At 26.7% G+C, this 12,444-nt stretch carries 17 protein-coding genes; 15 read left to right on the top strand and 2 right to left on the bottom strand.

Features of this window, described 5'->3' with window-relative positions; all coding sequences use genetic code 11:
- The first annotated feature begins 7 nt into the window (after nt 1–7).
- Nucleotides 8–388: a glycine cleavage system protein GcvH gene (gene gcvH / locus B3R94_RS06870; protein ID WP_291099589.1), complete on the top strand. Its 381-nt coding sequence runs from the start codon at nt 8–10 to the stop codon at nt 386–388.
- A complete protein-coding gene (locus tag B3R94_RS14260; RefSeq protein ID WP_414647256.1) occupies nt 381–818 on the top strand; it encodes a VanZ family protein in 438 nt (145 codons plus the stop codon). The genes gcvH and B3R94_RS14260 overlap by 8 nt, the downstream gene beginning before the upstream one ends.
- On the opposite strand, the gene nadE is transcribed toward B3R94_RS14260, so the two are convergent.
- Nucleotides 807–1,601, bottom strand: a complete 795-nt coding sequence (gene nadE / locus B3R94_RS06865; RefSeq protein ID WP_291099586.1) for an NAD(+) synthase — start codon at nt 1,599–1,601, stop codon at nt 807–809. The two genes, B3R94_RS14260 and nadE, sit on opposite strands and share 12 nt — an antisense overlap.
- Before the next feature lie 98 nt (nt 1,602–1,699).
- Here nadE and B3R94_RS06860 point away from each other — a divergent pair, with 98 nt between their 5' ends.
- The 11 genes from B3R94_RS06860 to B3R94_RS06810 all read left to right on the top strand — a co-directional run bounded on the left by B3R94_RS06860 (nt 1,700) and on the right by B3R94_RS06810 (nt 10,525).
- Nucleotides 1,700–2,749: a gliding motility protein, GldB gene (locus tag B3R94_RS06860; RefSeq protein WP_291099583.1), complete on the top strand. Its 1,050-nt coding sequence runs from the start codon at nt 1,700–1,702 to the stop codon at nt 2,747–2,749.
- Between the two features lie 19 nt (nt 2,750–2,768).
- The gene (gene gldC / locus B3R94_RS06855) at nt 2,769–3,095 is read left to right on the top strand and encodes a gliding motility protein GldC (RefSeq protein ID WP_291099580.1); all 327 of its coding nucleotides are present in this window, start codon (nt 2,769–2,771) and stop codon (nt 3,093–3,095) included.
- A 97-nt stretch (nt 3,096–3,192) separates the two neighbouring features.
- On the top strand, nt 3,193–3,729 hold the full coding sequence (locus B3R94_RS06850; protein ID WP_291099577.1) for a hypothetical protein: 537 nt from the start codon (nt 3,193–3,195) through the stop codon (nt 3,727–3,729).
- A gap of 115 nt (nt 3,730–3,844) precedes the next feature.
- Nucleotides 3,845–5,179, top strand: a complete 1,335-nt coding sequence (locus B3R94_RS06845; protein WP_291099574.1) for a TolC family protein — start codon at nt 3,845–3,847, stop codon at nt 5,177–5,179.
- A 63-nt stretch (nt 5,180–5,242) separates the two neighbouring features.
- The gene (gene tsaB, locus B3R94_RS06840; RefSeq protein ID WP_291099571.1) at nt 5,243–5,914 is read left to right on the top strand and encodes a tRNA (adenosine(37)-N6)-threonylcarbamoyltransferase complex dimerization subunit type 1 TsaB; all 672 of its coding nucleotides are present in this window, start codon (nt 5,243–5,245) and stop codon (nt 5,912–5,914) included.
- 5 nt (nt 5,915–5,919) lie between these two features.
- The gene (locus B3R94_RS06835; protein ID WP_291099568.1) at nt 5,920–6,309 is read left to right on the top strand and encodes a DUF423 domain-containing protein; all 390 of its coding nucleotides are present in this window, start codon (nt 5,920–5,922) and stop codon (nt 6,307–6,309) included.
- A 113-nt stretch (nt 6,310–6,422) separates the two neighbouring features.
- The gene (locus B3R94_RS06830) at nt 6,423–7,475 is read left to right on the top strand and encodes a DUF2891 domain-containing protein (RefSeq protein WP_291099566.1); all 1,053 of its coding nucleotides are present in this window, start codon (nt 6,423–6,425) and stop codon (nt 7,473–7,475) included.
- A gap of 154 nt (nt 7,476–7,629) precedes the next feature.
- On the top strand, nt 7,630–8,106 hold the full coding sequence (locus B3R94_RS06825; protein WP_291099563.1) for a hypothetical protein: 477 nt from the start codon (nt 7,630–7,632) through the stop codon (nt 8,104–8,106).
- A gap of 108 nt (nt 8,107–8,214) precedes the next feature.
- Complete coding sequence (locus B3R94_RS06820) at nt 8,215–8,958, top strand: hypothetical protein (protein WP_291099560.1); 744 nt, start codon at nt 8,215–8,217, stop codon at nt 8,956–8,958.
- A gap of 98 nt (nt 8,959–9,056) precedes the next feature.
- Nucleotides 9,057–9,629, top strand: coding sequence for a Crp/Fnr family transcriptional regulator (locus tag B3R94_RS06815; protein WP_291099557.1), 573 nt, complete (start codon nt 9,057–9,059; stop codon nt 9,627–9,629).
- Nucleotides 9,630–9,706: 77 nt separating this feature from the next.
- A complete protein-coding gene (locus B3R94_RS06810) occupies nt 9,707–10,525 on the top strand; it encodes an alpha/beta hydrolase (RefSeq protein WP_291099554.1) in 819 nt (272 codons plus the stop codon).
- Nucleotides 10,526–10,564: 39 nt separating this feature from the next.
- On the opposite strand, the gene dusB is transcribed toward B3R94_RS06810, so the two are convergent.
- Nucleotides 10,565–11,557, bottom strand: coding sequence for a tRNA dihydrouridine synthase DusB (dusB, locus tag B3R94_RS06805; protein ID WP_291099551.1), 993 nt, complete (start codon nt 11,555–11,557; stop codon nt 10,565–10,567).
- 32 nt (nt 11,558–11,589) lie between these two features.
- Between dusB and B3R94_RS06800 the strand changes: the two genes are divergently transcribed.
- Both B3R94_RS06800 and B3R94_RS06795 read left to right on the top strand, forming a co-directional pair.
- Nucleotides 11,590–11,805 carry an AtpZ/AtpI family protein gene (locus B3R94_RS06800; RefSeq protein ID WP_291099548.1) on the top strand — a complete coding sequence of 72 codons (216 nt, stop codon included), beginning with the start codon at nt 11,590–11,592 and terminating at the stop codon, nt 11,803–11,805.
- Nucleotides 11,806–11,808: 3 nt separating this feature from the next.
- Complete coding sequence (locus B3R94_RS06795; RefSeq protein ID WP_291099545.1) at nt 11,809–12,189, top strand: hypothetical protein; 381 nt, start codon at nt 11,809–11,811, stop codon at nt 12,187–12,189.
- Nucleotides 12,190–12,444: the final 255 nt, after the last annotated feature.

Below are 12,444 nucleotides of genomic sequence, written 5' to 3'. Positions count from 1 at the left end.
AAACATTATGAGCATTCCAAACAATTTAAAGTACAGTAAAGATCACGAATGGGTTTCTGTAGAAGGAGATGTAGCAACAATAGGTATTACAGCTTTTGCCCAAGGAGAGTTAGGTGATATTGTATATGTTGATGTAGAAACAGAAGGAGAAACTTTAGGCCAAGAAGAAGTATTCGGTACAGTAGAAGCAGTAAAAACAGTTTCTGATTTATTCATGCCAATTGGTGGTGAAGTAATCGAATTCAACACTGAATTAGAAGGAGAACCAGAATTGATTAATACTGATCCTTATGGAAAAGGATGGATTATTAAAGTAAAAGTAGAAGATGCAGCTCAATTAGATTCTTTATTAGATGCAGCAGCATACCAAGATTTAATCGGTGCATAATAAAATAACTAAAATAATATTCTTTGCATATGTAGCGTTAGTATTTTATCTAACGCTACTTCCGCAAGAAAATTTTAATAAACTAGGGACAATTAAGCAATTAGAAATATTCTTACAATTAGAAAATTTTGATAAAATTGTTCATTTTGGTTTATTCGGATTGATGACACTTTTGCTATTTAGTGCTTATAGATTTTTTTCGATAGGATTAATAATTATTCCTTTTTCAATAAGTTTATTGATAGAAATATTACAAGGAATTTTAACATTTCTGCATCGAAGTTTTGATTTTGTAGACTTAATGGCAAATTTATCAGGAATAACAATATCATATATTCTTATATCAATTTACCTTGATAATTTTGAAAATAAAAAACGCAATANNTATTGCGTTTTTTATTTTCAATTAATAATTATATTATTTCATTAATTCTTTAGGTATTTCACAAACAGGAATAGGAACCATTTTATGTTGATTAATTCTGTTTAATCGAGAATAAACATCAAATACTTCTTTTTCTCTTCCAGAAAAATCATCTGTTATTTTTCCTTCTTCTTTTTGTTGCATAGCCCATTCAAGTTCATCATAGCTAGCACCTAATTGATCTTCATCAGAACGATCGTCCCCAAATAGACCATCTGTAGGTTTTGCTTTCTGTATATCTGTATTAATTCCTAAAAAACGAGCAATCTCATAAACTTCAGATTTTAATAAATCTGCAATAGGACTCAAATCAACTCCTCCATCACCATATTTAGTATAGAAACCAACACCAAAGTCTTCAACTTTATTTCCTGTTCCTGCAACTAAATAATTATTAATTCCAGCAAAATAATAAAGAGAAGTCATTCTAAGACGAGAACGAGTGTTTGCTAAAGCTAAATTTACTTGATCAGAAGATTCAGTTTTAGGAAAAGCATTTACTATTGAATCAAAAGTATTAGTTAATTCAACTTCAATCGAATTTACAGGTGAAGAAAAATTACTTTTTAACCATTCGATATGTTTTTTAGCTCTTTCTGCTTGATTTTTTTCTTGATGAATAGGCATTTCTAAATTTAGTAGAGGATAACCTGTCATAGCACAAAGAGTTGAAGTTACTGCAGAATCAATTCCTCCAGAGATTCCTATTACAAAACCTTTTTGATGAGAAGTTTCTAAATAACTTTTTAACCAATCAACAATATATTTTACAACCTTTTCTGTTTGCATAATTTTAATTTTATTTCAAATATAACAGATTATCAAAAAAATTAAGGTTTAAAATTCTACAGATTATTTACTATTTTTGTTTGCAAAATAAACAAATAATGAAATTTGTATACGGCTTGGCTTTTTCGAGTTTGATTTTTTTTACAGCATGTAAAAAAGAGAAATCATGGGATATAGATGTAAAAGAACAAAATGTTCAATTAAATATACATGATATAAGTGAAGATTTTTTTAATGATTCTATCCCATTAACAACTCTTAGAAAAGATTATCCTTTCTTTTTTGATGGTAATACATCTGATGAAATCTGGGAGAAGCAACGTAAAAATAAAGAAGAATTAACGATTTATGATATATCTAGAAAGAAATTTGGAAATTTTAGTCAATTAAACCAAAAATTAACTCCTGTTTTTCAACGTTATTTACATTATTTTCCAGAGTATAAAATACCAACGATATATACATATTCTTCTGGGTTACAAAATTTAGAGTTTCCAGTAATGTTTAGTCAACAAGCTGGTTTAATGTTTATTGCAATGGATGCATATTTAGAAAATAAAAATAAATTATATGACAGTATTGGTGTAGAAAGATATTTGAGATCAAATATGGAATTTGATAAATTACCTGCGCAAGCTGTAGATGCTATAGCAAATGATATTGTAACTTATAGTCCTAGAAATCAACAATTCATTGATCGGATAATTTATGAAGGTAAAAAATTGATTTTAGAAGACGCTCTATTGGTTGATACACCTGATGAATTTAAAATTGGTTATACACCAGAACAATTACAATGGAGTATAGATAATGAAGCTGAAATATGGAATTTTTTTGTAGAACAAAATTATGTATTTAGTTCTGATGCATCATTAAAGAAAAGATTTTTAGATATAGCACCTTTTTCTAAATTTAATAATGAAATAGAGCAGCAATCTCCAGGTAGAATAGGAGCTTGGATTGGTTGGCAGATTATTAGAAAATATTTGAAAGACAATCCAAAGGTTGATCTTAAAACATTATTAGAAGATACTGATAGCCAAAAAATATTTAAAGAATCTAAATATAAACCTGTAATAGGAGAAAAAGGTTCAACAACATATACAACAAAGACGATAAATGATAAAGTTTATCATTTCTTAAAATAAATTTTAAAAAATTGAGATTATGAGATCAACAAATATTTCTATTGATATCGAGTTAGATGAAAATCATGTTCCTGAAAAAATGACATGGAATGCACCTGATGGAGGGATTAGTCACGAAGAAACTAAAGCAATGTTACTTTCTGTTTGGGATGAAAAATCTAAAGAAGCCTTACGTATAGATTTATGGACAAAAGATATGACGCAAGATGATATGAAACGTTTCTTTCATCAAATATTAATTTCCATGTCTAGTTCTTATTTAAGAGCTACAGATGAAGAAGATGTTGCACAAAAAATAGCTGCTTTTGCAGAGGAGTTTGCTTATGCATCTAAAATAAAAGGATAATTTAACTTGATAAAATTCATATAAAGGCTATTTCTATTAGAGGTAGCCTTTTTAATTTGTTTTATAAATTTGTAAAAACAATTAAATAATTAAGCACATGAAAAAAAATATTACATTTTTTGTAGCCTTTTTAGGATTATTAATAGGGATGATATCTTGTAATACACCAAGTCCAGATAGTTTTTTTCAAACTACGGTATTAAATGTAAACATTATTAGAGATTTTTCTTCAGAAAATATAACTAGAGAATTAGAAAGTCAAGCTGTAGAGTTTGAAGGACATCCAGAATCTAAAAAGAATGGAAATGAAGCTCAGCAAGTAATAGAAAATAAAGTAGCGTATATAAAACAAACTATAGAAAAAATTAATGCTTTAACACCTCCAGATGAGGATGCAAAATTAATAAAGGAAAAGTCATTGGCATTGTTTAATTATGTTCTTCCAGTTTATGAAAATGACTATATTAAAATGGCAAAACAATGTGATGCTAAAGATTCAAAAGAAAATATTGAAACATTAGCTATTGAAATTGATAATAAATACGGAGATGAATTTTCTAAGAAGCATGATGAACTTTTAAACTTAGGAAAATCCTATGCAGATAAGCATAATTTAAATGTGAAATTTGATTAATTTCATTTTTAAAAGGGTTAGATATAAATATGAGAATAAAAAATAAAGTCGATTTTCGTAACATTTTGTTTAGAAATTCGACTTATTTTGTGTTTAGAAATTTTTACTAACTTATATGAAAATTAATTATTTATTTTTTACAATTATCTTTTTTTTATCAAATAAATCTTATACTCAACAAACACAAGATTGGACAATTGAAGATTGTATTACTTATGCGACTGAGAATAATTTGACTGTACAGCATAATAAATTTAATGAAGAGTTAGTTAATCAAGATAAAAAAATGGCTAATAATGCTTGGTTACCAATAGTTTCTGGAAATGTAGATAATAATTTTACAATAGGAGCATATAACCCTACAATAAGACAAGGTTATTATCAATTTTCTAATTCAACAGGTATACAATCAAATATAAATATATATAGAGGAGGTCAGGTAAAATTAAATAAAGAGAAAGCGGAAATAGATTTACAAGCAGCTAAAACTCAAACTGAAGTTACAATTAATGATATTTCGATTCAGTTAACAAATTATTATTTGACTATTTTACTAAATAAAGAGTTAAAAAAAGTTGCTGAAGCAAATTTAGAAGTATCAAGATTACTTTTAGATCAAAATAATAAAAGGTTTAAGATAGGTAAAGTTTCACAAGCTGTTGTAGCACAATCAGAATCTGAAGTAGCACAAACAGCAAGAGATGTTGTTACTGCTCAAATCGAAATTGAACGATCTTTATTAAATTTATCAATACTTTTACAATTAAATAGCTATAAAGATTTTAATATATCTTCAATAAAAATTCCAGATGAATTATCATCTCGCTTATATAATCTTGATGAAGTTTTGGCTTATGCACAAAATAATCAGCCAGTAGTAAAAAATGGACTGCTACAAATGCAATCAGCAGAAAAATCAATAGAAATTGCAAAAACATCATTATTACCATCTATTACAGGATCATATAATTTTGGTACAAATTATATTCAGTATTTTAATAAAGAGTTACGTCAAAAAGCATTTGCAGTACAATTAGGTAATAATATTACAAATGTTTTTGGTTTATCTCTTAGTGTTCCAATATGGAACCAATATGCATATAAAATTAATATACAGAAAGCTAAAATAAATCAAAATATGGTTGAAGTTAATTATAAACAAGCTAAACAAGATGTTTATGTTAATGTACAATCTGCATATTTTGAAGAAACAAGTTCTTATGCTTCATATACATCCATGAAAGAAGCTTATAATTATGCGAAAATATCATATGAGTTTGCTCTTAAATCATACAATGCTGGAACAATAAATTTATATGATTTTAATCGATCTAGAACAGATGCTTTAGTTGCACAATCTAAAATGTTACAAGCCAAATACAATTATATTTTTAAACAAAAAGTATTAGATTTTTATGCTGGGATACCAATAACTTTAGAAAGTGAATAATAATAACATTTTAAATCATCAATTCTAAATTGATGATTTCATTTTACTATGTATCTTTGCAGTATGGCAATAATCTTAAATTTAGAAACTTCAACAAAAAATTGTTCAGTTTCAATTGCGAAAGATGGAGTACAGCTTTGTTTAATAGAAGAAAGTGAGGAAAGTTATGCTCATGGAGAAAAATTAAATCAATTTGTAGATTGGTGTATAGAAGGAGCTGAAATAGAAATCAAAGATATAGATGCAGTTTGTGTGTCAAAAGGTCCAGGATCTTATACAGGTTTACGAATAGGTGTTTCTTCTGCCAAAGGTTTTGCTTATGGTTTAGATAAGCCTTTGTTAGCAGTGAATACTCTTAACGTTTTAGTGGATTCTCAGATCAATAAAGGATTTGATCTTATTGTTCCAATGATTGACGCGAGACGAATGGAAGTTTATACAGCTATTTTTGATGGTCAAGGAAAACAATTAACAGAAACTGAAGCGAAAGTAATTGACGAAGCTTCTTTTGAAGATTTAAAAGGTAAAAATATAGTATTTATAGGTGATGGAGCAGAAAAATGTAAAGATGTTTTAGTTCACTTAAATGCTGAATTTGTACAGGAATTTCCTTCTGCAAAAAACATGATTTCTCTTTCTGAAGAGAAATATCTTCAAGAATCTTTTGAAGATGTAGCTTATTTTGAGCCTTATTATTTAAAAGATTTCATTGCAGGAAAAAAGAAAACACAATAAAAAGTATGAAAAATATAGTTTTAACAATAGCTTCATTTTATGGAATGATGGCTGTTATTTTAGGAGCTTTTGGAGCTCATGCATTCAAGAAAATTCTTTCTGTAGAAAAAATAACAAGTTTTGAAGTTGGTGTTAGATACCAAATGTATCATGCAATAGTTTTATTAGCTATTGGATTATATTTTCAATTCAATAGTGGTTTAGAACGCTCAGCAGCTTGGTTTTTAATTGCAGGAACGTTTATATTTTCAGTAAGTATATATTTCTTATCTTTCGCAGAATATTGGAATGTAAATTTAAAATTTTTGGGACCTATTACTCCACTTGGAGGATTATTTATGATTATAGGTTGGGGATTGTTAATGTATATTTTCATGAAATCAAAATTCAATTAGAATTTCTAATAAAAAATATAAAATTAATGAGTTGGATAATTTATTCAACTCATTTTTTGTATCTATAAATTGAAATCATTAATATTGATTAAATTATTTAATAAAGCATATACATGAAAAAATATTTATATATACCTTTTTTAATATCTTCTTTATCTTTTGCACAAGAATTAAATTTACAACAAGCTAAGAAAATTTTTGATTTACCAACACATTGTATATCTATAGAATATCCTAACAAATTGGGTAATGTCTTAGGAAGTGAAAATGATTTGAAAACACCAAAACAAATCCGCCCTATTTTTTATGGTTGTTTTGATTGGCATTCTTCTGTTCATGGATTTTGGTCTATTATTAAACTAATGAAAGATTATCCAGAACTTGATGCAAATAATAAAATAAGAAATCAGTTGAATCAGCTTATTACAAGAGATAATGTTACTGTAGAAATGTCTTTTTTTAATGATAAGAATAACAAATCCTTTGAAAGAACATATGGCTGGGCATGGTTATTACAATTGCAAATGGAATTAAATTCTTGGAAGGATGAAGATGCTATAAAATGGTCAAAAAATCTTCAACCACTTAGCGATTTAATTATTAATAGATATGAAGAATATTTACCAAAATTAGTATATCCAATAAGAACTGGTACACATGATAATACTGCTTTTGGATTAAGTTTAGCAATAGATTATGCAAGAGCTGTAAATAACAAATCTTTTGAAAAAATTATTACAGATAATGCTATTCGTCTTTATCAAAAAGATGAAAGTTGTAATATTGCTTTTGAACCAAGTGGTTCTGATTTTCTTTCTCCATGTTTAGAAGAAGCATTAATAATGTCCAAAGTAAAAAATAAACATGATTATAAATCTTGGTTAAAAAACTTTTTACCACAGTTGTTAAAAAACGATTTTAATCTTCAACCAGGAGTTGTTTCAGATAGAACAGATGGACATTTAGTTCATTTAGATGGTTTAAATTTTAGTCGTGCAACAGCTTTGTATCAAATTCAAAATAAGTTACCAGATTTAAAATATCTAAATAAAGTTGCAGATAACCATCTTAATTATTCTTTAAATAATATAACCAATGATGATTATATGGGAAGTCATTGGTTAGGTACTTTTGCATTATATGCTTTAACTAATAAGAATAGATAATGAATCTTTTTATGCAATTATTAAATGATTGTTATCATTTAATAATTGCATGCTTCATTTTCTTTTATCATGTTAAGAGTTATACATTTGTAAAAAATAAAATTTCAAATTTAAAAAATCTTTTAATGATTTAATTTTATAAATTAATTATAGAATGCAACCTAATAAAGCCCTTAAAGGTAAATTACTTAATCACTATATTTCTTTCTTTCTACTTATTTATGTAATAGATTTATTGTATAATATTTATTTTAATCAATTAACACATATTTATATTTATTCTTTTTTGATTTTTCTTACAATAAGAATTTTTTATCTCAAAGAAAATTTAAAAAATAATAAAAAAATAAGATTCATTCTTTTATTTATTATGAGTTTGATTGTTTTTTATTTTGATTCATATTATTCTTCCGAAGCAATGGTTTATATAACTTATTTATCTATTATCGCAACTTTTCCATTGCTTTTTGATGTTGTTTTTGATTATAAATACATAATAGCATTATTTATTATATTTTCAATAGAAATATTAATAAATATATATACAAATTATACTCTTTTTTACAATCAAAAAATATTATTTTCAGAGATAAGAATAAGAAGAATAAATGAAGTTTTACAGGTAATTTAGCTGTAGGTACTAATGCTACAGGAGCTACTAATATTGATAATTTTATGGCTCAATCTTCTTTAAAAATTGAAGTTTTCGAAGTTCCTAGTAAATTTTTAAATATTGTAAATGAATAAGATAATTATGAAGAATTTGAATATAATATTTTGCGTTATTTTATTATTTCCTGTAATTACATTTTCTCAAATGGGTATAGGAACTGATTTACCTAAATCTACATTGGATGTAAATGGAAATTTAAATATAAAGAATCAATTGTATTTAGGAGGTACTGATAATTCTTTGGGTAACCCAGGAGTAAATGGACAAATAGTAGTTTCTAATGGAGATAATCCTGCTACATGGCAAGATGTAAGATTACCTGAGGGTATTAGTACTCTTACAATATCATCAAAATATGTTAAAGATGATGAAATAGGAGTTTCTCTTACAAATGGTGTTACAACTGCTTATCAAGAAGATTCGAATTTATCAACTTGGAGCGTTATAGAGAATTTAAATACAAGTTTTAATATAGTTAATATTACAAATAAAGTTAATTTTTCTGTTCAAACAATTGTTCAACGATCAAACTCAGATCTGGCAAGTTATGCATGTGGAATATTTATAGATGATAAATTAAAAGCTGTTAGAACAGATATTATTAATACTACTGCAGGAGGTTATAAAACATATAATATTAATATTACATTAGATAATATTGGAGTAGGAAATCATACAGCAAAATTTGCTTGTCGAGGTAGAAATATAGCAAGTGGTAGTTTAGGGATCGGTAAGGTCATAAATGCTACTTATTTATCTGCAGCAATGGCAAAATCAGTTTTTAAAACAACAATTTTAGAACGTATGTAATAAGCTAGTCTTAATTCCTTAAATGTAAATAGTCTTTATAATTGATTTTTTTTCATTATTAAAGGCTATTTTTATTTTATTAAAGTTATAATTAATTTATGGAAGATTTTCTAAACGAAATGGATAAGTATTATCTACTTTCTGATGAAACTAAAAATGAGATTAAAAATATTTCTAATGTTAGAAAATATAAAAAAAATGAATTTATTCTTCAATCTGGGGATTTAGCTCTTAATTATTATTTTGTAAGAAAAGGTTTATTAGGTTATTATACATTAGATAAAGAAGGAAATATTATTTATAAAATATTTTTTGATGAAAATACTTTTGCAGCCTCAACTTCAGCAATAATAGAAGAAAAGAAAACTGAGTTTAATATAATAGCATTAGAAGAAGTAGAATTGATTGTTTATTCTGCTCAAAAATTTAGAGAATTATTATTAAAATATCACGATTTAGCTTTGTTCCATATAAATTATTTAGAAAAAAATTGGGTTGTTAAAAAAGAACATTTAGAAATTGATTTAAAGTGGGAAACAGCAAAACAACGATATTTGGAATTAATTGAAAATAAGAATATTTTTAATAGATTAAAACAACATCACATTGCTTCTTATTTAGGTATTACGCCTACTCAATTAAGCCGAATACGTAAAGAAATAAATCTATAAAAACATCAACATATGTAAATGTTTTTAAATTTTTTACATACTAGTTTTACATCATAATTTTTAAAAAAATAAGTAAAATGAAAGTGGTAATTAGTATGTTCACATGGGTGATGTTTTCATTTATAGTATCAGCTCAACAAATTATTCATAAAAATGTTTTTTCTAAAAAAATGAATAAAGATGTTGCGACTGTAATAATAACTCCAAACTTTGAACAAGGGAAAACGTATAATAGTGTTTATATTCTTCACGGGTTTAGTGGTAATCCAGATAGAACTTATAAGGAAGATATCCCTGACTTGGTTCAATTAGCTGAAAAATATCAAACAATTTACATTATACCAGATGGTAATTTTAGTAGTTGGTATGTTGATAGCCCTGTTGATGAAAAATCACAATATGGAACATTTTTAGGAAAAGAATTAATTCAATTTATAGATGTAAATTATCCAACTAAAAAAGATCAAAAATATAGAGGTATTTTAGGTTGGAGTATGGGAGGATATGGAGCTTTAAGTATTGCAATATCTAATCAAAATGTATTTTCTATGGTAGGAAGTGTTTCTGGAGCTATAGATTTTAATCGATTTGGTGAAGCTTATCAACTTTATAAAGTCGATAAAGTTTTAGGTGATTTAAAAAATGTTCCTAGTGAATATTTTATTTATAACAAGATTAATGAAATAATTCCTTCAAAACAAATGTATTTCATAAGTTGTGGGACAGAAGATAAAGGTGTGATAGAAATGAATAGAGATTTACATCTAAAATTAACAAATAAGAAAATAGAGCATTTGTATACAGAGTCTTTAGGTGTTCATAATACTGAATATTGGAGTAAGGCTCTATCAGATCAATTAACATTATTTAATAAATATTTTAATATAAATCATTAGAAATAAAAAAGGTTGTAATATTTATTACAACCTTTTAATTTATACTTCTAACGTAGGAATAAATTCATTTTCAATTTCATTGAATGTACTTTCCAAATCAATTAGATTATCTTGTGTAACTAGTTTTGTACGATAAGGTTTAAAGTTAGGAATTCCTTTAAAATAATTTGTATAGTGCATACGTGTTTCTAAAATTCCTGTGCGTTCTCCTTTCCATTCAATAGCCCAATTAAGGTGATTTTTAGCAGCTTCCATTCTTTCAAAGATTGTAGGTTCTGGTAATAACTCTCCTGTTTCTCTATAATGTTTTATTTGATTAAAAATCCAAGGGTAGCCTATTGCAGCACGACCAATCATTACACCGTCGACACCATATTTCTCTTTGTATTCTATTGCTTTCTCAGGAGAATCAATATCTCCATTTCCAAAGATTGGAATTTCTATATTAGGATTTGCTTTTACTCGAGCAATATGTGACCAATCAGAATGACCTTTATACATCTGAGCACGAGTACGACCATGTATAGATAAAGCTTTTATTCCTGTATCTTGTAAACGTTGTGCTACTTCATCTATATTTATAGAGTCATGATCCCATCCTAAACGAGTTTTTACAGTAACAGGTAAATGAGTACTTTCAACAACAGATTTGGTAAGTTTCACCATTAAATCAATATCTTTTAAAACGCCAGCACCAGCACCTTTACAAACAACTTTTTTTACAGGGCAACCAAAGTTGATATCTACAATATCAGGTTGTACAGTTTCAACAATTTTAGCAGACATTGCCATAGCTTCTTCGTCCCCACCAAAAATTTGAATACCAATAGGTCTTTCATAATCAAAAATATCTAATTTTTGACGACTTTTTATGGCATCACGAATAAGTCCTTCAGATGAGATAAACTCAGTATACATAAGGTCCGCTCCATGCATTTTACACAAACGACGAAATGGTGGATCACTTACATCTTCCATTGGTGCAAGCAACAAAGGGAAGTCTGGTAATTCTATGTTTCCTATCTTTACCACAATAAAATTTTTTGCAAAATTACATAAAACTTATGAAAAAAGAACGAAATACAGATGGAGTAAATCAATATTTAAAATTCTCAGCAATGGGAACGCAGATGGCTATAACGATTGCGTTATTTGCATGGTTTGGAAATTTTTTAGATAAAAAATTAGAAACTGATAAACCATTATGGACAGCTGGCTTATCTTTGCTTGGTGTTTTTGTAAGTCTATATCTTATGTTAAAACAATTACCAAAAAAATAATAGATGATTAAAAAATTTTTATTTCTTGCACTAATTTTTATTATAGCAATTGTAATTTTCTGTGCTATACATTACTTAATTATTTCACATTTTAATTTTAGCGAAAATCCGCTAATCGTTCTAAAAATTTATTTAATAATTGGTCTAATAACATTAATGATTTTCCAAATGGGGTGTCTTGTTAAAATAAAATACCCAGAATATGTTGGTTTTGTATTTATGGCTGGTATGATTGTTAAAATGGCAGTCGTTCTAGCAATGGTAGTTGTTAATCAAGAAATTAAGATAAATATCATACAATTAATTATAAGTTATTTTGTAGTTTTGGTGTTCGAAGTGTTGCTTTTTATTCAATTAATTAACTTAAAGTTAAAAAAAGTTTAATAAATTTTAGCATTTGACTTTGGTAAGTGGTTAATTTACTATAATTTTGCACGCAATTTAGAAACAAAGGAATTATACATGAAATTTTCAGCGTTATTAGCGTTTTTATTACTTTTTAATATTGGATTTGCTTCAGCAGAAGTTCATCATGAAGGGTTACCAAAAACGTTCGAAGAGTTAGTTAAAAGTGAGGAGACAAAAAACCACGAGGAAGCTGCTAAAGTTAAGTCTGGTGAATCTACATTTAACCCGGTG

This window comes from Empedobacter sp. UBA7611 (assembly GCF_002484365.1).
GTDB lineage: Bacteria > Bacteroidota > Bacteroidia > Flavobacteriales > Weeksellaceae > Empedobacter > Empedobacter falsenii_B.
Note: the sequence above shows the minus strand (reverse complement) of the source record. Positions and strands in the feature narration are given on the sequence as shown.